Here is a 23,176-nt window from a genome sequence, read left to right as displayed (position 1 = left end):
TATGAAATCACAGGGTAATAATGTAGAGCATCAAGGATTAAAACATAATCTTGATATAGGTTACACATCGAGAACGACTGTATGTACGCCTCATGGAATGTTGGGAGATTTTCCGTTTGTATTATTGCATTGGGGTTATTACAGTGCGAATAAGGGCTTTTTTGTAGATTTTTGGAACACTGATGGATATATGCTGATACTTTCTTTATCGGGAAAAGGAGTAATGACTTATAAAGAAAGAAAATTTGAAATTGCACCATACGATCTCCTTGTAATTGATTATAAGCAGAAACATCTTTATGGGACGGCGCCAAATTGTCAAAAATGGGAATATATTTATGTGAAATTTAAAGGAGCTTCAGCTGCTGTTTATGACAAGTTAATTAATGGTCGTGAGGTAGCCATCATTAATGTAAAGAATGCAAGGGATATTTGTGCTCGCATTTATGGAATGGAAATCTATGCAAGAGATATGAATGTGAATTCTGGAATGTGCTTTTCGAACGATATGATTTATATTCTGAACTACATGGTTATGCATTCTGCAAAATATGAGCAGGAAGTGGGAAAGATTGAAAATGAAAATATCCGCAGGGCTGTGGAATATATCCATAAACATTATCAGGAAAAAATAACTCTTGAGAAACTTAGTGAAATTTCCTACTTGTCAAAATACCATTTTACAAGAGTATTTAAACAGATTATGGGGGTCGCACCTTATGAATATGTTATATGTGTTCGGGTAAACAAAGTGAAAGAACTCTTAACGGAAGGGACAAGAGAAAAGTCGATTCAGACGATTGCATCTGCAACCGGATTTGGAAATGGCAAAAATCTGACCAGAACTTTTAAAAAAATTACGGGAATGACACCGGAGCAATATCGTGATGTGTAAGTAGTTTCCCACAATCCAAATATGAAGATGGGAAGGTTGAAAAAGATTTATAGGAGGGTGTTGGATGTTCAAATATATAGGAAAAAGAATTTTGTTAACGATTCCGATCTTCATTGGAATTACAATATTAGTTTATTATATTGCTACTTTGGCGCCTGGAACGCCTCTTAGTATGCTTTTGCAGGATCCGTATGTCACTCAGGAAACTATTGATGAAGTCACTGCAAGATATGGATTAGATCAACCTGTTATTATCCAGTACTTGAGATGGCTGGGAAATTGCTTAAAGGGGAATTTGGGTTATTCTTATCGGACAGCAGAGCCGGTGCTTAAAATGGTAGCAGAAAGAATGGGCCCTACGCTGCTTTTGACACTTTCGGCAACGATAATAGCTTTGGTGGTATCTATTCCGCTTGGGCTGTTAGCTGCATATAAGCCGTATTCCGTATGGGATTATTGTTCGGCTGGCCTATCATTTTTGGGCGCTGCTTCTCCTAATTTTTTTATGGCACTGATAGTTATTTATTTGTTTGCAATTAAGCTAGGTATACTTCCCACAGGAGGGATGTACAGCAATGCCGGAGGCCGGCAAATGAGTGATTGTCTTACGCATCTGATTTTGCCATCTTGTGTTTTATCTTTGCAGATGTTGGGAGTATTTATTCGACAGACCCGCAGCAGTATGCTGGAAGTGCTTAATGATGATTATATAAGAACTGCGCGGGCTAAGGGGTTAAGAGAAAAAAGTGTGGTTTTTATCCATGCGTTTCGAAACTCGTTGATTCCTATTGTCACACAGCTTGGAACGATGCTCCCTCTGCTGGTAGGAGGTGCAGTTATTATAGAACAGGTGTTTAGCTGGCCTGGATTGGGAAGTTTAATGGTTTTGTCGATTAATGCAAGAGATTATCCGGCAATAATGGGTGTTACAGTTGTTATTGCGGGGACAGTTTTACTTGGTAACATTATCGTAGATATAGTCTATGGAATTCTGGATCCCAGAATTCGCTATCGATAAGGTGGGTGCAAGTTATGAAAAAACAGACGAATTCTTATTTTAGAGATGTAGTGGAAAGATTTTTTCGACATAAACTTGCAGTAATCGGCATAGCTTTTATCATATTCGAAGTATTGGTGGTCAGTTTTTTGCCGATGATTATGGAGTTAAATCCGAATGTATCTGATTTTCTTGCCGGAATTACGGCAGCACCAAGCGATGCGCATATTCTGGGAACAGATGATGTGGGGCGGGATGTGTTTGCAAGATTGATCTATGGAGGCAGAGTGTCACTTCTTGTCGGTGTTGCTTCGGCGATGATTTCTGTGTTGATTGGGATACCGTTGGGATTGCTGGCGGGGTATTATCGAGGCATTGTGGAAATGATTATAATGAGATTGGCGGATGTCTTTATGTCGTTGCCGTCCATGGTGCTTATTATGGTTTTAGTTTCTGTGCTGGGACCATCTATAAGTACAGCTACGGCTGTGATTGGGGTGATGGGGTGGCCTAACACTGCCAGACTGTTATATGGCAAAGTACTTTCGGTACGAGAGTCAGATTATGTAGAAGCAGCCAGAGCAATTGGAACAAAAGATGTTAAAATAATGTCCCGCTATATTCTACCCAATGCGATTACCCCTGTTTTGGTATCATTTACTTTTGGAATCGCTAATGCAATCCTACAGGAATCTTCTTTGAGTTTTTTAGGTATGGGGGTGCAGCCGCCACAGGCTTCATGGGGTAATATTTTGTATGCAGCTCAATCTATAACGGTTCTATCTGCAAAGCCATGGATTTGGGTTCCGACGGGAATTGTATTACTACTTACAGTCTTGAGTTTTAATTTTTTTGGAGACGGGCTTCGTGATGCTTTGGATCCGAAAATGCAAGTATGAGTAGGTGGAAGGAGGAACTTGGAAGAATGGAAAAAACAGTTCTTCAGGTACAGAACCTGAAAGTAAGTTTTGACACGAAAAAGGGATTAGTGACTGCGGTTAATGGTGTCGATTTTGTGCTCAAGGAAAAGAAAACACTTGGAATCGTAGGTGAGAGCGGCTGTGGAAAAAGTGTAACATCACTATCTATCATGGGGCTGTTGTCGGCACAAAATGCTCATATTGACAGTGAATCCAGAATTATGTTTAAAGGAAAAGATTTGACAAAAATGAGTAATCGTCAAATGTGCAAGGTTCGAGGAAAAGAAATTTCTATGATATTCCAGGATCCGATGACATCATTAAACCCCGTGTTTACTATTGGAAAACAAATTTCGGAAACTATTCGGGTACATCAAAAAGTATCGAGAAGCGAAGCATGGAATATGGCCTGTGAGATGCTAATCAATGTAGGAATTCCGGAACCACAGAAACGTATGAAAGCATTTCCGCATCAGTTAAGTGGAGGAATGAGACAGCGGGTGATGATAGCAATGGCCTTGGCATGCCAACCGGAGATTCTGATAGCGGATGAGCCTACTACTGCTCTGGATGTTACGATTCAGGCTCAGATATTGGAATTAATGCGGGAGTTGAAGAAAAGTATAAACACGTCTATTATTATGATTACTCATGATATGGGAATTGTGGCGGAGATGGCCGATGAGATTATGGTCATGTATGCGGGAGAAGTTGTGGAGCATGCTTCTGCGGAAGAGATTTTTTCGGATCCAAAGCATCCATATACGCGGGGGCTACTGGCGTCTATACCGCGCTTGGACATGGATACGGAAAAATTGTATTCGATTCAAGGAGCCGTCCCTTCTTTGTGGGATATGCCGACAGGCTGCCGGTTTTGTGAGAGATGTCCGGAAGCTACCGGAAAATGTAAGAATCAAAAGCCGGATTTGTACCAGGCGAATGGACATAGTGTGAGGTGCTTTTGTTATGACAAGGGGTCGGAGGTGAAGCAATGAGTGGGATGGAGGCCTTACTGCAGGCTCGTAATGTAAAGAAATATTTTATTTCACAAAAAAGTATAATACCATTACGGCGGACATATGTACATGCTATAGATGGGGTTTCATTGGATATCTATCGAGGTGAAACTTTAGGGTTAGTTGGAGAAAGCGGATGTGGAAAGTCCACTTTAGGAAAAGTTTTGCTAAGATTGCAGGAACCAACCGAGGGTCAGATCACCTTTGACGGACAGGATATTTCTCGTATGCCGTTGAAAGAAGTCCGTGAATTACGTCGACGTATGCAGATGATATTCCAGGATCCTTATGCTTCTTTAAATCCGAAAATGACGATTTATGAAGCGATTCGGGCTCCTTTAGATAACTATGAGATATGTACAGAAGAAGAAAAAGAAGCCAGGTTGCATGAAATGATTAAAAAAGTAGGGCTTAATGAGGATTGGCTGTATCGGTATCCGCATGAATTTTCTGGTGGTCAGCGGCAGAGGGTAGTTATTGCACGGGCATTGATTTTGCAGCCGGAATTTGTAGTCTGTGATGAAGCGGTTTCTGCGCTGGATGTATCGGTCCGGAGCCAGGTGTTGAATTTGATGCGGGAACTGCAAAAAGAAATGGAATTAACATACTTGTTTGTTTCTCATGATCTGAGTGTGATCAAGCATATCAGTGACAGGATTGCGGTTATGTATTTGGGACAATTGGTAGAGGTGGCAGATAAAAGGGAGTTGTTTGCGAATCCGCTGCACCCTTACACACAGGCACTGATATCGGCTATTCCACAGCCGGAAGTTGGGAAAAGTTGTGGAAGGCTCATATTGAAGGGAGATATACCAAGCCCGGTCTGCCCGCCTCAAGGATGTCGTTTCCATACAAGATGTCCTTATGCAACCGACCGTTGTACAAAGGAAGTGCCTCTCTATCGGGAGAGTACTTCTGGACATTATGTGGCATGCCATATGGTAGGAGGGGAGTGAGATGTATGATTTAAATGAGTGGGTAAGTGCGCATTATGATGAATTTGTTCGAGACTTGAAATGCCTGGTCAGCTATCCCAGTATCAGTATTTTTCAGGATGGACCATATAGCATGGGAGAAGGATGTGCAAAATGCCTGGACTGCGCTTTGGAGATGGGGAACCATATGGGACTTGAGACAGAAAATGATGATTATTATTGTGGAAGCATGATTTTGAAAGGAACCGGGCAGGGCGAGATTGCATTGGTAGGTCATCTTGATGTAGTGCCCCCGGGAGATGGATGGAATTATGTCCCATTTTCGCCCGTAGAGATTGACGGATGGGTGATAGGACGCGGTGCATGTGATAATAAAGGTTCTGTAATGGCTGCCATATATGCTCTAAGATATATAAAGGAACAGGGAATAACGCTTCCGTTTGATGTACGTTTATTAATGGGATGTAACGAGGAAGACGGTATGCGGGATATGGAGTATTTTTTGAAAAAGCATAAGGCTCCGGATTTTTCACTTGTAATCGATGGAGTTATGAATCTGTGTTATGGAGAAAAGGGAATGCTTTGTGCAGAACTGGAAACGGGATTTCAAGACAGTAATATCGAAGATATTAAAGGAGGAAGCGCTTTTAATTCAGTGCCGGATTCAGCATCCGTTATTTTAACAGGAATAGAAGAAAGCTTACTGTTATGTGAGGAAGCAAGATTGCGGAAAGAGGATTTGAGGTGGGAAAATCTGGGGATGGGAAGATACCGATTTGACGCAAAAGGGATGGCTGGACACGCTGCTTTCCCTGATCAGGGAAGCGTTAATGCGATTCAGAAGTTAGCTTCGGGTCTGGTTAAAACAAATCTGCCCAATACGGAAGCAAAAAGGATTCTGGGTTTTTTAGCAGAAGCTTTTGCTGATGTATATGGAGAAGGGCTGGATATTCAGAGCAACGATGAAATCTTCGGAAAAACTACACATATTGGTGGAATGATTCGCGTAGCAGAGGGAAAAATCATGCAGAATGTAAATGTACGTTATGCTATGTGTACGGATTCAGAGAGGCTTATGGAGCGTATGAGGAAGCGGTGTCAGAAGCATGGTTTTGAAGCAGTAGGCTACTCTGATAGTAAGCCCTTTTATGTGGATCTGCAATCACCTTTTGTGGCAGGCATTCTGAAGGTAAGAGACGAATTCCTGGTTGCAAATGGTTATGATCCGGAAGAGATAAAGCCTTTTACTATGGGCGGTGGTACTCATGCAAGGAAACTTCCAAATGCAGTATCCATAGGTCCGGGCATCATGAACCAGGGAAAGTCCCGGTTTGGATCTGCGCATGCGGCAGATGAAGCAGTCTGCATTGATAATTTATTGGAAGGAATTCGTTTTTTTGTGCATTTGTTATTGGGAATTCAGAAGAATGAATTGTGGAAACTAATTGTATAGCATTTAATTTTTTTGAAAAATAATATTAATAAACAAAGGAGGAGAAACAAAATGAAGAAGTTGAAAAGAGGTTTTTGTCTGATGATGATTATCACGTTGTTAGTGAGTGTTTTTAGCGCATGTGGTAAGACGGAGACAAAGGATGTTGTAACGGAGAAAGAAAATACGGGTGAAAAAATAGTCACGATGGCTATGCAGTCTTCATGGACCAGTCTTTATCCCTATAATTCGGTGGCAGGCTATGATACCTTTGTACAGTTGTTGCTTTTTGATTGTCTGTTTAATTACAATGCAGAGGGAGAAATGGAACCGCGGCTGGCGAAAAGTTATGAAATTAATGATACTTTTGATGAATATACCTTTTATTTGGATGAGAATGCAGCCTGGACTGACGGGACTCCAGTGACAGCTGATGATGTGGTTTGGACTTTTAAATTGCAGACGAAGGAGAAGCTGCCCACGGCCCGGCGTTCGTACGTGGCAATCCTGGATGGAACGGATGATAGCGGTGTTGAGATTTCAGAAGACAGTGCCGGAGTTGAGAAGATCGACGATCACACAGTGAAATTTACTTTGAAAAAACCTGTGGATGAAGTGACCTTCATAAATAATGCACGTATGATTGTTATATTGCCTCAGCATTTGCTTAAGGATGCTCCAGTGGAGACCTTGGATGTCAATGAATTTTTTAACCATCCAATTGGATGTGGAGCGTTGATGTATGATCAACAGATTGCCGGAGAAAGCATAGAATTTACGGTAAATAAAAATTACCATCTGGGAGAATGTGATTTTGATAAATTTGTGATTAAAGTTGTAAATCAGGCTAATATATTGGCAGGATTTATGGCAGGGGAGTTGGATATTGCTTATATACCGGGAGGTCTTCCCATTTCAGATTACGAAAAAGCTACAAAACAGGAAAATATGCAAATAATTGTCGAGGAAACGCCTGCATTTTGCTACATGACTATGAACATGTCTGAAGACTATTTTGCAGATGTGCGCGTTAGACAGGCATTTAATTATGCGATAGACAAGCAGGCTATTGTGGATAATGCTATGTTGGGGCTGGGTGTTCCCATCTATACCCCATACACGAAGAATAATCTTTACTATAAAGATGATGTGGAATTTTTGACATACGATCCTGAAAAAGCCAAAGCGTTGCTTGAAGAAGCAGGCTGGGATTTTGAACGTGTTTTATCGTTTTCAGTTCCTACAGGTGATCAGACTCGTCAAAATGCAGGACTTATGGTACAGCAGTATTTGGAAGCTGTTGGTGTAAAAACTGAAATTTCAACCTCAGATTATTCTACGCATATGGCTGCATTGATAGCAGGGGAATATGATCTCGGTCTTATGAGTTCAGCAGGGTCTATTTATGAAAATCCAGGCGGAATCGGTCTTTGCTATAATCCAGATGGAGCAGTCAATTTTGGTTGTATATCTGATCCGACTTATTATGATGTCTTTACAAAAGCGATAGATAGTTTGACAAGTGAAGAGAAACGTGAATATGCGTATGAACTTCAGGAATTCTGTAATGAGGATCAAACATATGTTTATCTTTACAGCGCGAATGCAATTATTCCGATTAGCAATCGTTTGGGAAACCTGGATTATGCTAGTTTTAATGCAAATAATTATGCAATTTGGGAGTGGACCTGCGAAGACTAAGGAATTTGATGCCAAGATGAATGTCCACTTAGGTACGCTTGGCAACACAAGCAGGCTGCTTAGTATAACTGAGCAGCCTGTATTCATTAGTGTGTTGTACAGGTTTAGCTGACAGAAAGGGATAGGATATGAAATATTCAAATATTAGAGGCACGGATATAAAAGTTTCGCAACTCTGTTTGGGAACGTCTAATTATGGCACATGGCTGACAGAAAAATTTGCCATTGAGCAATTAGATAGATTTGTTGATTATGGTGGTAATTTTATGGATAGCGCCCATATATACGGTGATTGGATTCCGGGTGAGCGGGCGAGAAGTGAAAAAATTTTTGGCAGATGGCTGAGAGCAAGAAAGAATCGGCATAACCTGGTTATTATTGGAAAGGGAGGTCACCCTGATTTTGACCAAATGGATATCAGCCGTGTGAATGCCAAAGCACTTGCTGAGGATATGAATGCCACGTTGGAAAATCTTGGAACGGATTATGTTGATATATATATTCTGCACAGAGATGATGTATGTATTCCTGTGGAAGAACTGGTTGATACTCTGGAAGGTTTTAGAAGAGAAGGAAAAACCCGTTATTATGGGTGTTCTAATTGGACTTTAGAACGTTTGAAAGCAGCACAGGATTATGCTAAGAGGCAGGGCTATAAAGGATTTTCATGTAATCAGATTATGGACTGTCTGGCAATTCCCAATGAGAATGTTGTAAAGAATAGAAACTTGCTGTTTCTTGATAAAGTATATCATGATTACCATGAACAGACCAAACTGGCGGTGACAGCTTATATGGCCATTACAGGCGGATATTTTACAAAATGTGCAATGAGCGCACATATTCCAGAGTCAACAGAAGAATTATGTGAGAATGCTGTGAACCGAAAGATGTCGGCCTATTTAAATGAAAGAATACAGGAGCCGCGAAAAATTGGAATGTATGTCCTTCGCTATGTAATGGAACGGGATTATTTATCGGTTCCTATTGCTTCTTTTAGCAATCACGAGACCTTAGAAGATGCAGTGGCAAGCTGTGATATGAAAGTGGATTTAGAGATTATTAATGGATTAAGGTCAATCCGAGGCTGGTAATAGGGATAATGTAATTTTCGAAAAGCAAATATTGAACTGGAATTTCGAAGAAATACTGAAATATCTGGAGGAAAAAATGATAAGAAGAAAAGATTTTTATGATGTATCGGAGAACAATAGATTAGATAGTGTACAGATACCTTTTTGGCTTTTGAATGATCAATTGGAACGAGAAGAATTAACACGCCAGCTTGCACTTATGCGCGGCCAGGGGATAAAAAATACGATAGCACATGCGCGATCAGGTTATATTGGAAAATATCTTGGCAGCGATTTCTTTGATAGTATAGACGTAATTGTATCTGAAAAAAATAAACATCAGGAAAAGCTTTGGCTGTATGATGAATTTGATTGGCCATCCGGAACGTGTAATGGAGAATTGACCAAAAAGGAAGAATATAGAGAGCATTTTTTGAATTTTGAAACTCACTTTCTTCAGGCTGGAGAGGTTTATCAGATTCATCTTAGTTCGGTGGATCTTTTATGTGTGTGTTCATTTAGTTCAGATGGTCGTAGTGAGAATCTGCTTAAAGAAAAGTATATACAATATGATGGAACGTATGCCTATGCTCTGAAATACATGGCTTTAGAGCCTGTAGAGATAGTTGTTGTGACTCTTTGCGTGGATCCTTATGCTCTGTGCGGAAGAAGATCTATCAATTACCTGGATGCAGAGTGTACACGTGCCTTCATTAATGCTGTATATGAAAAATATTATTACAGATATTCTGAAGAATTTGGAAAAACGATTACTGCAGTTTTCAACGATGAGAGCCGATTCTGTAATCCTTATCCCTGGTGCATGGATTTTCCAGAGGAGTTTTTTAAGAGGAAAGGATATAATATTTTGACAGAACTTGCGTATTTAGTCCGTGACGATAAGAAGAGTGCACGGATTCGCATGGATTATTTTCAAGTAGTATCTGAGCTATTCCAACAAAATTATTGGAAAGTATTGTATGATTGGTGCGAGGAACATCAAGTTCAATTGTGCGCACATTTACTTGGCGAGGAGACTTTAGCAAGTCAGGTGCGCTATTCTGGTGATTTGCTCTGTCAGTTCCGTTATATCCATGTGCCATGTGTGGATCATTTGGCCAAGGGAATTGGAAGCCAGAATATTAAATTTGTATCTTCTGCGGCAAGGAGCTATGGGAGGAAGCTATTGGCGTGCGAGGCTTTTGGGGGTTCAGGAAATGAACTTACTATGCAGGAACAGCGCAGAATGCTCTGTTGGATGGTACATCAGGGAGTGAACTTATTGATAAATCACGCATATTATTATTCTTTGAGAGAGGAGAGGGCCCAGGATTGGCCTCCATCGCAGTTTTTTCAATGGGAATATTGGGAGAAAACATCACAGCTAAATGCTATGCTTAGACGTCTCTATTTATGTATTGCGAATGGAAAGCGAATTTGCGATGTGATAATTGTTATGCCCACAGAATCATTTTGGGCGGATTATGTCGGAGATCAACGTTATAAAAATGGTTATTATGATTGTGGACCGAGGATAGCCGGGAACTGGGCAAAAGAATTGGATAAACAACTACAATTTTTGATGGCTCAGCTTCAAATGAAAAATGTGGATTTTCAGATTTTACATAGGGATGCATTGGAAAATTTTGAAGTTATCGATGGGACAATCAGGAATAAACTGACAGGGGAGTATGCACCTGCCTGCATTTGTCCGAATGGATGGTGCGTAAATGATAAGATGCAGAAGTTTTTGAACAAATTTGAAAATCAGGGCGGATTACTTATCAAACAAACTGATATAAACGACACAGTTTTAACTGAAATCAGGAAAAGGACACCGCTTCCATTTCAAACTGACGACGGATGTCTGCAGGCTTCTATCAGTAACCCTTATTATGGAGATGTAATCCATGATCCATATCTGCATAATGGAGAGGATGTCAGGGGAGTTCTCTTTATGAGGATAGAAAAAGAGGGAGATCTTTGGATATATTTTGTGAATTTTGATAATACGAACAGAGAACTTCAATTATCTACAGAATATTGTCTGGAATGCTGGGATCCATGGACTGGAGAGATTACAGAATGTGTGCGGGATGAAAAAGGACAGACTGCAGTCTGCCTTCCTGCTGGATATGGAACTTTAGTAAGATATATATCAGAGAAATAGAGCAAGAAAAGTAGCCAGTATGTATACCCAAAGGGCATCCCGTGGTTTGTAATATGTGATCTAAAAAGAGGATTGTATCACACCGGATTTGCGGCTATAATGAAATCGTATCTTTCATCACGTTCGGATTGTGGGGAAAGTGAACACAACAGATTGCTCGGATTTTGTCTGGAAGCCTTATGAAATAAGGACCGGAGATTCCAGGAATATATACTTTCAAAGGAGGAATACCCACCATGTTTCAAGTAAACGATTCAAACATTTTTACCGGAACTACCTGTGAAGCGCCTCAGGAGTACGAGCTTTTGCACCGCGCTCTCGCACGCCGCGCGGCAGCCGAAGGCATGGTCCTGCTAAAGAATGAAGCGGACCTTCTTCCACTAAAGCCGGGCACCAGACTCGCACTCTTTGGCGCCGGGGCCACAAGGACAGTGAAGGGCGGAACCGGCTCCGGTGATGTCAACGAACGAGATCATATTTCGATTTACCAGGGCCTTAAGGCTGCCGGCTATCCGATCACGACCGCAAAATGGATTCAGGATTATGAAACGCTTTATACCGCTGCCCGCCTGTCCTGGAGAGAGGAAGTTCACCGGAAATTATACGAAGAACACATGCCTCCTTTTAACGCCTATTCTTCCACCCCGTTCCCCATTCCTGTAGGACCTAAGGCTAAGGACACAGATACCGACACCGCTATTTTTGTTCTGGCAAGAAATGCCGGGGAGGGACTGGACCGCACATACAGCGCCGGAGACTATCTCCTTGCCGAAGAGGAACACCAGATGTTAGACGACGTTTGTTCCTATTACCGTCATGTGATTGTAGTGATCAATGCCGGTGGTCCGGTAGATTTGTCCTTCCTGGACGAATACCCGAATATTCAGGCGCTTCTTCACATTGTTCAGCCTGGCATGGAAGGGGGAAATGCGTTCGCCGATGTCCTGAGTGGGAAAGTCACACCCGGCGGGAAACTGACCGATACCTGGGCGCTTCACTATGAAGATTACCCGAATGCGGCAACATTTTCACATAATAACGCGAATGTATCGCAGGAATACTACGAGGAGGGAATCTATGTCGGATACCGGTATTTTGATACCTTCGACGTACCGGTCCGCTATCCCTTCGGCTATGGACTTTCCTATACCCAGTTCCGGATCACGACAAAACATGTCTGTGTGACAGATGGCTTTGCGCCGGAAGTTCGTGTATCCGTCGAGGTGAAAAATATAGGGCGCTTATACAGCGGGCGGGAAATCGTGCAGATTTATGTCTCTGCACCGGACGGCAGGCTTCCGAAAGAATACCGGAGGCTCTGCGGATTCGCCAAAACAGACCTGCTTGCTCCGCAGGAAAGCCAGGTTCTGGAAATCTCATTCCCACTCTGCCATATGGCCTCCTATGACGAGGGCAGCGCTTCCTGGCTGCTAGAGAGCGGTTTCTATGGAATCTGGTCCGGAGCTTCTCTTCCTGACAGCACGCTCTGCGCCATGCTTCGGCTTAATGAAGAGAGAAAGCTGACTCAGCTTGCAAATATCTGTCCGCTTCAGCAGGATTTGCATGAGCTGGAGTGTGATCCGCAAAAACGGCATCTCCGCTATGAAACATGGTCTCAAAGAGGGCTGAAAGAAAATGTGCCTGTCATTTTGTTAGATTTAAGTAACGTCCAGACAGAATGCATCGACTATTCTGAACCGAATATGGCTGATGAAATCAATCCTGTCGTGGAGAGCCTGGACGTGGAGCAGCTTATTCAGTTAGCTACCGGAGTTCCCGCAAATCTTCCGGGAAACAACCTTGGTTCTTCCGGAATCTCTGTTCCCGGTTCTGCCGGCGAGACCAGTTCCTGTGCCATGGACAAGGGTATCCCGAATATCATTCTGGCAGACGGTCCGGCAGGTCTCCGGCTCAATAAAACTTATTACGTGAAAGACGGCGAAATTGTTCCTCTCCCGTTCGAGGCCAGTCTGGAAGGCGGTTTTCTCTGCCCGGATTTCAAATGCGAGGGAGAGAAATATTATCAATTTTGTACCGCATTTCCAGTGGGCACTTTGCTGGCTCAGACCTGGGATACGGCGCTGGTTCAGGAGGTCGGCGCTTCCGTGAGCGAAGAAATGCAGCGTTTCCACGTAACTCTGTGGCTTGCTCCCGGCATGAATATTCATCGGAATCCTTTGTGTGGAAGGAATTTTGAATATTACTCCGAGGATCCGCTTTTGAGCGGTAAGATTGCCGCCGCTATGACACGAGGAGTACAGAGCCTTCCAGGCTGCGGCACAACGATCAAACATTTTGCCTGCAATAATCAGGAGGATAACCGAATGGGTTCTGACAGTATTCTGTCCGAGCGCGCGCTGCGTGAAATTTATCTGAAAGGATTTGAGATTGCGGTAAAGGAAGCTCACCCCATGTCGATTATGACCAGCTATAATCTTATAAATGGAGTTCATTCCGCAAATAATCATGACCTATGCACGAAGGCAGCCCGAAGAGAATGGGGATTTGATGGCGTGATCATGACAGACTGGTGTACGACGGAGGCCGGAGATGACTGTACTGCGGCCGGGTGCATGAATGCCGGAAATGATCTGGTCATGCCGGGACAGCTCACGGATCATGAGAATCTTCGAGAGGCGCTTGAGAATGGAAATTTAACGGAAGAGCGGCTGAGGAGATGTGTGGGGAGATTGGTTGGAGTGATTTTGCGGGGATAGCGAAGAGGGGGGACGCCGCCGGAGCACCGTCTTACTATGCCGGACACGCTTTCGCTCGGAAGAAAACGCAGCGGTACTAACAGCCAGGGCGCCGCCTTGATGGGCGGCTTCTGCCTGTAAGTGCCGGCGTTTTCTACGGTCCTGCATAGTAAGACGGTGCTCCGGCGGCTGGTGTCTCTTCTACGGCCATAGTGAAGTTGTGTGGGGGAGATATTGGTGATATTTATGGTTTTTTGTAACAAAATTTTAGTCATTTGGAGGGAGGTCTTCTCCGGCTAGTTTTAGGATATCGGCGATTTCTTCTTCGGTGATGTTTAGGTGGGTGGCCAGTTCGTCTACGGTGATTTTGCGGCCGAGGTCCTGGGTTAGTTGCTGGATTTGCTGGTCAAGATCGTTTACGCGGTCGGCCATTCGTCTGTCTTTTTTTCGGGTCTCGGTCTGGGACTCCAGGAGGGCTTGTATGTTTTCGCGGGCCGCCTTAAGAAGGGTCGCTTCTGTGTAGTTTTCCTGGGACATGGCGGTCATGAGGCCGACGTTTCCTTCTTGTACCATGTCTCCGAGGAAGATTTCGGGACGATGGAGTTCGTTGGCTATTTGAATGACGTTTTGGAGGCAGTTCTTTAGAAAGGGATTGTCTTTCATCTGGCGGAGCTCTTCTTCATAGGTGCTAAGGTACTGCTGTTCTTCGGCTGACAGGGCGATTTCTTCGTTTTCTTCGGCCTGAATGACTGCACCGCCGGTCTTAATGTAATTCTTTACGACAATGTTTTGGGAAAGTAGATAGTCGAAGACCAGATCCATCTGTTCTCTTGACAGGTTGTCCTCCTGAAAATATTCTTCTACTTCGCTTTTTTCTATTTGATTGTTTTTGCTTTTGCAAAGGCTTTGTATTCCTGCCAGTTTTTCGCGAAATTCTAATTTTCCTGCCATAATTTTTCTCCTTTTCTTCAAAAAAATAGCTGCTGACAGTCCTATTATACTGCCAACAGCCTTCCAAATCAATGATAGAAAAGCCTACCTCCCGGTGGCCCCCTCAATCTTAGCCACCGGGAATACCGACCGTGATTCTTTCTAGGAGCTGACGACAACAGTAGGATACCCTGCCCGTTTTAAACGTCTCTCCATTCCCACTGCTTCGTCCAGTGTTTCATAATTTCCCACCTGTACGCGGTAATAGGGGCCGCCTTCGTATATATCTGCCGGAAAATCCTGTTCTGTCAGTTCGCGCAGGAGCCTTTGTGCGTATGGCTGATGGCGGAATGCGCCCACCTGCACACGGTAATTTACGCGCGGGTGTTCCGTTTCCCCCGGGCCGGTTGTCTCTGTTCCACCCAGGTTCAGTGTTTCCAATATGCCCCGGGCAATTGCCTGGGCGATTGCCTCAAAGTTTTCATCAAAAATCCTGTTGTCCGTCTCGGAATTGATAAATCCTACCTCGACCAGTACGGCCGGCATCTGCGTTCTGCGAAGAACCACCAGATTTGGACGGGCTTTTACACCCAGATTCACGAATCCCACCGTCTCCAACTGTGCATTAATGTTCTGCGCCATCTCATATTTGATTCCGGACAAATCGTAGACCAGACTTTCTACTCCCATGTATTGTCCCGGAACCGGGCTGGAATTACGATGGATCGACACGAAGAAATCCACCCCGGCCTCATTTGCTTCCCTCGCCTTTTGAGAAGGACTTTCATATACATCCGTCGTCCTGGTATATTCCACGTCCAGTCCATTATTTTGCAGAATCTCACCAATTGCCAGTACCAGGTTCAGATTATCCTCTTTCTCCTGCCGCCCGTTATACACAGCGCCAGGATCCCGCGCCCCTCCGTGACCGGCATCGAGCATGATTGAATATGGCATAATTTTTCCCTCGCAAGAAATCTTTTCTATATTACTATATGCAAAGATTTCTCCCCTGCCCCAACATATTTGCCATCTAGGGACTGCAAGGTGATTCACATCATTTAGTTACAATGCATACCCGAAATAAGGTCAAATGGACCTTATTTTAGTAAAATCCGGCAAATATGGACGCACCTATGACTGTAAATAATCCGGCTGACACGATTGCCAGGCTGCTCATGGCGCCTTCCACCTCTCCCATTTCCATCGCTCTGGCTGTGCCGATCGCATGTGCCGACGTACCGAGTGCCAGTCCTCTTGCAATCGGATGCCTGATGCGGGCTATTTTGCAAACAGTCTCCGCGATTATATTTCCCAGGACACCTGTGATAATGATGACTGCAGCCGAAATCGCCGCATAACCGCCCAGTTCCTCCGACACGCCCATACCGATTGCCGTTGTGATTGATTTGGGAAGCAGCGTCACATATTCCTCATGAGTTAATTGGAATAACACTGCCATCGCCCAGATGGAGACCAGACTGGTCAGGACACCGGACAAAATTCCCACGAAAATTGCAAATGCGTTCTTTTTTAATAACTCCAACTGCTGATAAAGAGGGATGGCAAGGCAAACCGTTGCAGGTGTAAGCAGATAACTCAAATATTTTGCGCTCACATTATAGCTCTCGTAATCCACATCCAAAAGCAGCAAAACTCCGATAACCAGGATGATGGAAATCAAAAGCGGATTCAAAATTGCCAGCTTCCATTTTTTCTTCACTGCCATTCCGATCTCATAGGCCAGTACGCTGATCACGATTCCTACCGTTGCAGAATTAAGCATGAGTTGATTCATCGCGCTGTTCCCCTTTCTTTCTGAAGATGACCAAATCAGTGACTTTTCCGGTCACGATCATGACCAGAAATGTAGTGACTACCGTAATCACGCACACGGGCACCAAAATACTGCTGAGCTGCTCCCATGAAGTGATGAGTCCCACCGCCGCCGGTATGAACATCAGCGGCATGATCTCAATCAGAAACTCTCCAGTCTCTTTGACTTTCTCCAGCTTTATGACTCCCAGCATAAGAAAGGCCAGCATTAGCACCAACCCATAAATACTTCCAGGAATCGGAAGGGGTATAAAATATTTCAGCACCTCTCCTATACAGGTCACCCCCAATATGATTCCAAATTGTCTCATGTATTTCATTGAAATTTCCTCCATATCCCCTCTCTTTTATCTGTTCCATGAACGTTGATTAGTATAGCCCACTTTTTTCAAAAAACTCTTAACAATTTGCTCAAAGGACACCTGGGTTTATTTTTTTCATTGAGATCCCGAGAAGTTATATATAAAAAAGGCAGATGAAAAACTCATCTGCCAGGTTGACTATCCCGTCTGTCCATAGCCATGGCCCAGGGGGCTTCGCTCCGCCATAGCGCTATGATTAGTCGGACTCCCTTGTATCATGACTGCGTTTGTCTTCCTTTGTTGTCACCTTTTGCTGTGGCAGATACAGGTGTACCTGCTCGATCCGGTTCTTATCCAGCTTTTCTACCACGATTCGGATACCGTCCTCGGTAGTCACCTCATCGCCGGCAGACGGAAGCCGGTCAAGCAGACCAATGATAAATCCTCCGATGGAATCATAATCCTCTGATTCCAGATGGATATCCAGACTGTCGTTCAAATCGTCCAGATTGGTATATCCGGCCGCGACATATTCCCGTTCGTTCAGGGCGCGGATCTCTTCTTCCTCGTTCTCATCGTATTCGTCGTGGATCTCGCCCACGATCTCCTCCAGGATATCTTCCAGAGTGATGAGCCCGGAGGTCTCGCCATATTCGTCCAGCACAATAGCGATATTGAAAGAAGCCTGTCGCATCTCTACCAATAGCTCGGAAATATTCTTGTACTCGTAAGTAAAATATGCCTCTCTTAAAATATTCCGAATGTGGAAATCATTCTTCTTATTATCGAACAGTAACAGGTCCTTCATATTGATCGTGCCTATTACATTATCCTTTGACTCTTCATATACGGGGAGACGTGTGAATTTATCCTCCCGGAATAATTCGAGCAGCTCCTCATAGGTGCAGTTTACGTCAGCAAACGTTACGTTAATCCTTGGGACCATAACGTCCTTCGCCTTGGCGTCGCCTAAATCGAACACGTTATAGATCATTTCTTTTTCTTCTGACTCGATGACTCCGTCTTCGTGGCTGACATCTACGATGGTCCGAAGCTCAGTCTCGGTCATGACATCCGTTCGTGCATTCGGATCGATCCGAAGCAGGAAAAGTACACCCATCGACAAACTGTTCACGAGAAAAATGACGGGGGTCATGAGCTTCATGAATATATGAATAACAGGTGCGTAAAAAAGTGATACCCTCTCGGCGTGGATCGTCGCCATGGTCTTCGGGGTAATCTCGCCGAAGAGCAGGATCAGAAGAGTCAGGATACCGCTGGCAAGTGCAACTGCCGAGCCGCCCAGACTGTACGCCAAAGTGGTAGTCAGTGAAGCCGCGGAGAGATTGACAATGTTATTGCCGATCAGAATCGCGCTGAGCATCTTCCCGGAATTCTCTGTAATATTCAGGACGGTCGCTGCGCGCCGGTTCCCCTCCTCCGCCAGGGAACGCATCCGTATCTTGTTTACGGTCGTCAGTGCTGTCTCTGCCGATGAAAAAAAGCCGGACAGCAGAAGTAAAATGAATAGAATTACGATTTGCGTGACACTACTAGGGTCCACAGTAAAAAATCACTCCTTTTGTAAATTGGTATTTGATATTTAATATAATCCATTTTGGTGGATTTTGCAAGAGCACGTTGAACTTAGGAGTAATTTAGTGTATGATAAGTGTGATTGAAATGCTGGCTTGCTGCATAATCATATAAGGGTATCCCAAAGAATCTCATAATCGGGATTCTTTTTCGCCTTTTCTTTTTATGCAGCGAAAAATGAAGAGAATAAGGGGCAGATTATGGAAAATCATTTTGAAGAACAGTTACTTACGGTTATAGATGAAGAGCGGGTCCGCAGGAACGAGCCGCTTAGAAGACACACGACATTCAGGGTGGGAGGCCCGGCAGACTACCTGGTGATGCCGGTAAAGGCAGAGGAGATAAAAGGCGCGATCCAGTTATGCCACAAGGAGGGCGTGCCATATTATATACTGGGGAATGGAAGCAATCTTCTTGTGGGGGACAAGGGGTATCGAGGCGTGATGATGAAGTTTCACCAGTCCCTGAACCGTCTCCGGGTAGAGGGCAATGTGATTCGCGCCGAGGCGGGCTGCTCCCTTGCGCAGATTGCGGTAACAGCACTTGAGGCAGGACTTACCGGTTTTGAATTTGCGGCGGGTATTCCGGGGACGTTAGGCGGTGCTGTGGTGATGAATGCAGGTGCTTACGGTGGTGAGATGAAGGACGTGCTCAGATCCGCGACCGTGCTCACAAGGGACGGGGATATTCTGGAGCTTCCCCTTGCGGAACTGGAGATGGGGTACCGCACCAGCATCATTTCCCGAAAGGATTATATTGTTCTGGAGGCGCGGATCAGCCTGCAAAGAGGAGAACGGGAAGAGATCCGCTCGAAGATGGAGGATCTGCGGAAAAGAAGGGTGGAGAAGCAGCCGCTTGAGTATCCCAGTGCCGGAAGTACGTTTAAACGCCCGGAAGGGTATTTCGCCGGGAAACTTATACAGGATTCGGGCCTTAGAGGCTCGCGGATCGGCGGGGCGCAGGTGTCTGAAAAGCATTGCGGCTTCGTGATCAATACAGGAGATGCCACGGCGGAGGATATCGTGAACCTGATCCGGCACGTGGTGAATACCGTAAAAGAGAAATTCGGCGTGACATTAGAGCCGGAAGTGAAGAGGATAGGAGAATTCTAAGATGCGTTTTGTGATCGTGACAGGCATGTCCGGTGCCGGTAAAAGTACAACCTTAAAGATGATGGAGGACATAGGGTATTTTTGTGTGGACAATCTGCCGATTCCTCTGGTCCCGAAGCTGACGGAGCTTATGCTGGTGCCGGGCGGCGAGATCACGAAGATCGCGCTTGGACTTGACATCCGGAACGGGCAGAGCCTCAACGAGATGGAGCACATTTTAAAAGAGATGGATGAGGGCGGGATCGCCTATGAGATTCTGTTCCTCGATGCATCAGATGAGTCTCTGGTCAAACGCTACAAGGAGACCCGGAGGAACCACCCGCTTGCGGGAGGCGGAAGAGTTGAACTGGGGATTGCCAAAGAACGGCAGAAGATCGAGTTCCTGAAGCAGCATGCAGAATATATTCTGGACACCAGCCGGATGCTGACGCGGGAACTGAAGGCGGAGCTGAATAAAATCTTTATGGAGAACAAAGAATATAAGAACCTGTATATTAATGTTTTATCTTTTGGGTTCAAATACGGGATACCAAATGATGCGGACCTGGTGTTCGATGTGAGATTTCTTCCGAATCCTTACTATATCGAAGAGCTGCGTCCTTTAAGCGGCAACGATAAAGAGGTGCAGGATTATGTGATGGGAAATGAGACCGCTGTGAAGTTTTTGGAGAAACTGGTGGAGATGGTAGAATTTCTGATCCCCAATTATGTGGCGGAAGGAAAGCATCAGCTTGTGATCGCCATTGGCTGCACGGGCGGAAAGCACCGCTCGGTCACTCTGGCAAATGCATTGTTTGAAAAACTGGAAGAGCGCGAAGCGTCTTATGGCTTAAAAAAAGAGCATCGTGATATTGAGAAGGATGCCATTACGAAGGCAAAGTAGGTGGTAAGCGATGTCATTTTCAGGAAATGTAAAAGAAGAACTGTCCAGACAGTTAAGCCCTGCCAGGCATTGTCAGATTGCGGAAATGGCAGCAATCATCAGCATGTGTGGAACGGTGGTAATTGACAGCAGAGGGCGGTATTTTCTTAAAATCCGCACGGAAAATCTGGCAGTTGCAAGAAAATGCTTTACTTTATTGAAAAAAACATTTAATATAGAGACTGATACAGCGGTTCGGGTGAATCGTTCCAAGGGCAGCGTAACCTTCCATGTGATCGTGAAAAAGCATGAAGATACGATGCGGGTGCTGCAAGCGGCGAAGCTGACAGACCGATACGGAGAGATTTCCGAGGAACTATCGTTGGTGCGGAATATAGTGGTCCAGGAGACGTGTTGTAAGCGGGCATTTTTGCGCGGGGTCTTTTTATCCTGCGGCTCCATGAGCAATCCTGAGAAGTCCTATCATTTGGAGATCGTATGCGCGAGCAATGAGAAGGCATCCCAGGTCCAGAAGCTGATGCAGTGCTTTTCGCTGGATGCAAAGATCGTGCCGAGAAAGAAATCTTTTGTGGTGTACCTGAAGGAAGGTTCCCAGATCGTTGACATGCTTAATGTCATGGAGGCGCATGTGGCGCTGATGGAATTTGAGAATGTTCGGATTCTGAAAGAGATGAGGAACTCTGTGAACCGAAAGGTGAACTGCGAGACTGCGAATATCAATAAAACAGTTTCCGCTGCGGTGAAGCAGATAGAGGATATAAAATATATTCAGGAAACGAAGGGATTAGATGAGCTGCCGGAAGGATTGAAAGATATGGCCCTGACAAGACTTACATATCCAGAGGCATCTTTGAAAGAACTGGGAGGGCTTTTGGCTACGCCTGTGGGCAAATCGGGCGTGAACCACAGACTCCGCAAACTGAGTGAAATTGCCGAAGAGTTAAAGGCAAATCAAGGAGGAGCAGTATGATTAAGAAACCGATAACGATTCAATTTTCTGAGGGATTAGATGCCAGACCGATCGCACTGTTGGTGCAGGAGGCAAGTCAATATGCCAGTTCAGTATACATAGAGGTGGCTGACAAGCAGGTGAATGCCAAGAGCATCATGGGAATGATGAGTTTGCGGTTAACACCGGGCGAAGAGATTACGGTTGTGGCAGAAGGAAGAGATGAGGACGCTGCGGCAAAAGGGATAGAATCTTTCCTTGTAAATGTAAAAGATAAATAACATCGAAAAGGCGTGGGAAACCATGCCTTTTTTCAATCGTCGGGAAGAATAAGGAGGTATTTGTATGAAGCGGGTATTGTTTATCTATAATCCTAATGCGGGAAAAGGACTTTTGAAACCAAAACTTTCAGATATTCTTGATATAATTGTAAAGGCCGGATACGAGGTCGTGGTGTATCCGACTCAAAGCTATAAAGACGCGTATAGAAAGGTGAAGAGCTTTACGGAGGATTATGACCGTGTGATCTGCAGTGGCGGGGACGGCACGCTGGATGAGGTCGTGACCGGAATGATGAGGCGGGAGCATAAGATACCGATTGGCTATATTCCCACCGGAACAACGAACGATTTTGCAAGCAGCCTCCATATCCCCAAGGGGCTTTTGGAAGCGGCCAGTACTGCAGTTCATGGTACGGAATTTGCCTGCGATATCGGAAGGTTTAATAAGGACGTGTTCGTATATATTGCGGCCTTTGGACTCTTTACGGATGTGTCCTATCAGACGAAGCAGGAGATCAAGAATGTGCTGGGGCATCTGGCATATGTGATGGAAGGTGTGACCCGGATCTTCGACATTCCCTCCTATCATTTGAAAGTAATACATGACGGGGAAGAGATTGAAGATGAGTTCGTATTTGGTATGGTGACGAATTCGCGCTCCGTAGGAGGTTTCCGTAATATGGTGGGGAAGAACGTGATTTTTGATGACGGAGAATTTGAAGTGACGCTCATTAAGACACCGAAGAATCCACTGGCACTTCAGGAGATTGTGGCTTCCCTTTTGATCAGTCAGTTCGATACGAAGTATATGTATTCCTTTAAGGCCAGCCATATTGAGTTTGAATCGCTGGAGGAGATCCCCTGGACACTGGACGGAGAGTTCGGTGGCCAGCATGACCATGTGGTGATCGATAACTGTAATAAAGCGCTGTCCATCATGGTTCCGGTGGAAAGTCTGGAAGAAGAGTAGCGCGGAAGAGGGGTGTGCCAAAAGTAAATGAAATTTTGGACGGCTGGGTATACCTAAGCGCAGGCAGACATGTATGAGTTTGTGCTTTGGAGGATTTTACTTAAAATGTGTGAATTTAATGTGGAAAAACTATATTATAGATAATTTTATCAGATATGAAAAGTAATATAGAAATCTTCGCGAAAGAACAGAAAAATTATCAGAAAACACAAGCAAAAAAGCAAATAAAAAAGAAAGAAAAAATTGTAAAAAGGACTTGCATATTTGAGAAAAATACGTTATACTAACCGAGTGAGTTAGATAACCTGGCCCCCTGGTCAAGCGGTCAAGACGCGACCCTCTCACGGTCGAATCAGGGGTTCGATTCCCCTGGGGGTCAGCCTATTTTTACTTAAAGAAAAGACGTATGATTAGAAGGAACTCGAATAGAGTTCCTTTTGATACATAAAGACACAAATTAAGCCATTGGTAGAAGTGGAGGA

At 44.4% G+C, this 23,176-nt stretch carries 20 protein-coding genes and 1 tRNA gene; 16 read left to right on the top strand and 5 right to left on the bottom strand.

Going from position 1 to position 23,176, the window contains the following annotated elements; translation table 11 throughout:
- Position 1: 1 nt before the first annotated feature.
- The 10 genes from ABXS75_18230 to ABXS75_18185 all read left to right on the top strand — a co-directional run bounded on the left by ABXS75_18230 (position 2) and on the right by ABXS75_18185 (position 13,856).
- Entirely contained in the window at positions 2 to 895 is an 894-nt protein-coding gene (locus ABXS75_18230; GenBank protein XCP84941.1) for an AraC family transcriptional regulator, read from the top strand.
- A 64-nt stretch (positions 896 to 959) separates the two neighbouring features.
- Positions 960 to 1,913: an ABC transporter permease gene (locus ABXS75_18225; protein XCP84940.1), complete on the top strand. Its 954-nt coding sequence runs from the start codon at positions 960 to 962 to the stop codon at positions 1,911 to 1,913.
- A gap of 14 nt (positions 1,914 to 1,927) precedes the next feature.
- Positions 1,928 to 2,791, top strand: coding sequence for an ABC transporter permease (locus ABXS75_18220; protein ID XCP84939.1), 864 nt, complete (start codon positions 1,928 to 1,930; stop codon positions 2,789 to 2,791).
- A gap of 26 nt (positions 2,792 to 2,817) precedes the next feature.
- Positions 2,818 to 3,807 (top strand): ABC transporter ATP-binding protein, encoded by a 990-nt coding sequence (locus ABXS75_18215; GenBank protein XCP84938.1) that lies wholly within the window; start codon positions 2,818 to 2,820, stop codon positions 3,805 to 3,807.
- Positions 3,804 to 4,784 carry an ABC transporter ATP-binding protein gene (locus ABXS75_18210; GenBank protein XCP84937.1) on the top strand — a complete coding sequence of 327 codons (981 nt, stop codon included), beginning with the start codon at positions 3,804 to 3,806 and terminating at the stop codon, positions 4,782 to 4,784. Before ABXS75_18215 ends, ABXS75_18210 begins: the two co-directional genes overlap by 4 nt.
- Before the next feature lies 1 nt (position 4,785).
- Positions 4,786 to 6,216 (top strand): Sapep family Mn(2+)-dependent dipeptidase, encoded by a 1,431-nt coding sequence (locus tag ABXS75_18205; protein XCP84936.1) that lies wholly within the window; start codon positions 4,786 to 4,788, stop codon positions 6,214 to 6,216.
- A 51-nt stretch (positions 6,217 to 6,267) separates the two neighbouring features.
- Positions 6,268 to 7,896: an ABC transporter substrate-binding protein gene (locus ABXS75_18200; protein ID XCP84935.1), complete on the top strand. Its 1,629-nt coding sequence runs from the start codon at positions 6,268 to 6,270 to the stop codon at positions 7,894 to 7,896.
- A gap of 128 nt (positions 7,897 to 8,024) precedes the next feature.
- Positions 8,025 to 8,990, top strand: a complete 966-nt coding sequence (locus ABXS75_18195) for an aldo/keto reductase (protein ID XCP84934.1) — start codon at positions 8,025 to 8,027, stop codon at positions 8,988 to 8,990.
- Positions 8,991 to 9,066: 76 nt separating this feature from the next.
- Positions 9,067 to 11,139 carry a glycosyl hydrolase gene (locus ABXS75_18190; protein ID XCP84933.1) on the top strand — a complete coding sequence of 691 codons (2,073 nt, stop codon included), beginning with the start codon at positions 9,067 to 9,069 and terminating at the stop codon, positions 11,137 to 11,139.
- Between the two features lie 236 nt (positions 11,140 to 11,375).
- On the top strand, positions 11,376 to 13,856 hold the full coding sequence (locus ABXS75_18185) for a glycoside hydrolase family 3 C-terminal domain-containing protein (GenBank protein XCP84932.1): 2,481 nt from the start codon (positions 11,376 to 11,378) through the stop codon (positions 13,854 to 13,856).
- Between the two features lie 246 nt (positions 13,857 to 14,102).
- Here the strand turns inward: ABXS75_18185 and ABXS75_18180 are convergent, their stop codons facing one another.
- From ABXS75_18180 to ABXS75_18160, 5 genes are all read right to left on the bottom strand, one after another.
- The gene (locus tag ABXS75_18180; GenBank protein XCP84931.1) at positions 14,103 to 14,786 is read right to left on the bottom strand and encodes a sigma-70 domain-containing protein; all 684 of its coding nucleotides are present in this window, start codon (positions 14,784 to 14,786) and stop codon (positions 14,103 to 14,105) included.
- A 141-nt stretch (positions 14,787 to 14,927) separates the two neighbouring features.
- Positions 14,928 to 15,722 carry an N-acetylmuramoyl-L-alanine amidase gene (locus ABXS75_18175; protein ID XCP84930.1) on the bottom strand — a complete coding sequence of 265 codons (795 nt, stop codon included), beginning with the start codon at positions 15,720 to 15,722 and terminating at the stop codon, positions 14,928 to 14,930.
- 148 nt (positions 15,723 to 15,870) lie between these two features.
- Positions 15,871 to 16,563, bottom strand: coding sequence for an LrgB family protein (locus tag ABXS75_18170; protein ID XCP84929.1), 693 nt, complete (start codon positions 16,561 to 16,563; stop codon positions 15,871 to 15,873).
- On the bottom strand, positions 16,544 to 16,921 hold the full coding sequence (locus ABXS75_18165; GenBank protein XCP84928.1) for a CidA/LrgA family protein: 378 nt from the start codon (positions 16,919 to 16,921) through the stop codon (positions 16,544 to 16,546). The genes ABXS75_18170 and ABXS75_18165 overlap by 20 nt, the downstream gene beginning before the upstream one ends.
- Before the next feature lie 238 nt (positions 16,922 to 17,159).
- Positions 17,160 to 18,467: a hemolysin family protein gene (locus ABXS75_18160; protein ID XCP84927.1), complete on the bottom strand. Its 1,308-nt coding sequence runs from the start codon at positions 18,465 to 18,467 to the stop codon at positions 17,160 to 17,162.
- A gap of 232 nt (positions 18,468 to 18,699) precedes the next feature.
- Between ABXS75_18160 and murB the strand changes: the two genes are divergently transcribed.
- The 6 genes from murB to ABXS75_18130 all read left to right on the top strand — a co-directional run bounded on the left by murB (position 18,700) and on the right by ABXS75_18130 (position 23,073).
- The gene (gene murB / locus ABXS75_18155; GenBank protein XCP84926.1) at positions 18,700 to 19,611 is read left to right on the top strand and encodes a UDP-N-acetylmuramate dehydrogenase; all 912 of its coding nucleotides are present in this window, start codon (positions 18,700 to 18,702) and stop codon (positions 19,609 to 19,611) included.
- Between the two features lies 1 nt (position 19,612).
- Positions 19,613 to 20,494: an RNase adapter RapZ gene (gene rapZ / locus ABXS75_18150; protein XCP84925.1), complete on the top strand. Its 882-nt coding sequence runs from the start codon at positions 19,613 to 19,615 to the stop codon at positions 20,492 to 20,494.
- A gap of 10 nt (positions 20,495 to 20,504) precedes the next feature.
- Positions 20,505 to 21,464: a DNA-binding protein WhiA gene (whiA, locus tag ABXS75_18145; protein XCP84924.1), complete on the top strand. Its 960-nt coding sequence runs from the start codon at positions 20,505 to 20,507 to the stop codon at positions 21,462 to 21,464.
- Positions 21,461 to 21,724, top strand: a complete 264-nt coding sequence (locus tag ABXS75_18140) for an HPr family phosphocarrier protein (protein XCP84923.1) — start codon at positions 21,461 to 21,463, stop codon at positions 21,722 to 21,724. The genes whiA and ABXS75_18140 overlap by 4 nt, the downstream gene beginning before the upstream one ends.
- 64 nt (positions 21,725 to 21,788) lie before the next feature.
- Positions 21,789 to 22,694: a diacylglycerol kinase family protein gene (locus tag ABXS75_18135; protein XCP84922.1), complete on the top strand. Its 906-nt coding sequence runs from the start codon at positions 21,789 to 21,791 to the stop codon at positions 22,692 to 22,694.
- A gap of 307 nt (positions 22,695 to 23,001) precedes the next feature.
- Positions 23,002 to 23,073: transfer RNA gene (locus ABXS75_18130), tRNA-Glu, on the top strand.
- Positions 23,074 to 23,176: the final 103 nt, after the last annotated feature.

The sequence above is a fragment of the Roseburia hominis genome (assembly GCA_040702975.1).
In the GTDB taxonomy this organism is placed as follows: domain Bacteria; phylum Bacillota; class Clostridia; order Lachnospirales; family Lachnospiraceae; genus Allocoprococcus; species Allocoprococcus hominis_A.
Note: the sequence above shows the minus strand (reverse complement) of the source record. Positions and strands in the feature narration are given on the sequence as shown.

Excerpts from the sequence above, each read along its gene's own strand:
- ABXS75_18230 (XCP84941.1), top strand. The coding sequence starts at position 2 with ATGAAATCACAGGGTAATAATGTAGAGCATCAAGGATTAAAACATAAT.
- ABXS75_18225 (XCP84940.1), top strand. The coding sequence starts at position 960 with ATGTTCAAATATATAGGAAAAAGAATTTTGTTAACGATTCCGATCTTC.
- ABXS75_18220 (XCP84939.1), top strand. The coding sequence starts at position 1,928 with ATGAAAAAACAGACGAATTCTTATTTTAGAGATGTAGTGGAAAGATTT.
- ABXS75_18215 (XCP84938.1), top strand. The coding sequence starts at position 2,818 with ATGGAAAAAACAGTTCTTCAGGTACAGAACCTGAAAGTAAGTTTTGAC.
- ABXS75_18210 (XCP84937.1), top strand. The coding sequence starts at position 3,804 with ATGAGTGGGATGGAGGCCTTACTGCAGGCTCGTAATGTAAAGAAATAT.
- ABXS75_18205 (XCP84936.1), top strand. The coding sequence starts at position 4,786 with ATGTATGATTTAAATGAGTGGGTAAGTGCGCATTATGATGAATTTGTT.
- ABXS75_18200 (XCP84935.1), top strand. The coding sequence starts at position 6,268 with ATGAAGAAGTTGAAAAGAGGTTTTTGTCTGATGATGATTATCACGTTG.
- ABXS75_18195 (XCP84934.1), top strand. The coding sequence starts at position 8,025 with ATGAAATATTCAAATATTAGAGGCACGGATATAAAAGTTTCGCAACTC.
- ABXS75_18190 (XCP84933.1), top strand. The coding sequence starts at position 9,067 with ATGATAAGAAGAAAAGATTTTTATGATGTATCGGAGAACAATAGATTA.
- ABXS75_18185 (XCP84932.1), top strand. The coding sequence starts at position 11,376 with ATGTTTCAAGTAAACGATTCAAACATTTTTACCGGAACTACCTGTGAA.
- ABXS75_18180 (XCP84931.1), bottom strand. The coding sequence starts at position 14,786 with ATGGCAGGAAAATTAGAATTTCGCGAAAAACTGGCAGGAATACAAAGC.
- ABXS75_18175 (XCP84930.1), bottom strand. The coding sequence starts at position 15,722 with ATGCCATATTCAATCATGCTCGATGCCGGTCACGGAGGGGCGCGGGAT.
- ABXS75_18170 (XCP84929.1), bottom strand. The coding sequence starts at position 16,563 with ATGAATCAACTCATGCTTAATTCTGCAACGGTAGGAATCGTGATCAGC.
- ABXS75_18165 (XCP84928.1), bottom strand. The coding sequence starts at position 16,921 with ATGAAATACATGAGACAATTTGGAATCATATTGGGGGTGACCTGTATA.
- murB (XCP84926.1), top strand. The coding sequence starts at position 18,700 with ATGGAAAATCATTTTGAAGAACAGTTACTTACGGTTATAGATGAAGAG.
- rapZ (XCP84925.1), top strand. The coding sequence starts at position 19,613 with ATGCGTTTTGTGATCGTGACAGGCATGTCCGGTGCCGGTAAAAGTACA.
- whiA (XCP84924.1), top strand. The coding sequence starts at position 20,505 with ATGTCATTTTCAGGAAATGTAAAAGAAGAACTGTCCAGACAGTTAAGC.
- ABXS75_18140 (XCP84923.1), top strand. The coding sequence starts at position 21,461 with ATGATTAAGAAACCGATAACGATTCAATTTTCTGAGGGATTAGATGCC.
- ABXS75_18135 (XCP84922.1), top strand. The coding sequence starts at position 21,789 with ATGAAGCGGGTATTGTTTATCTATAATCCTAATGCGGGAAAAGGACTT.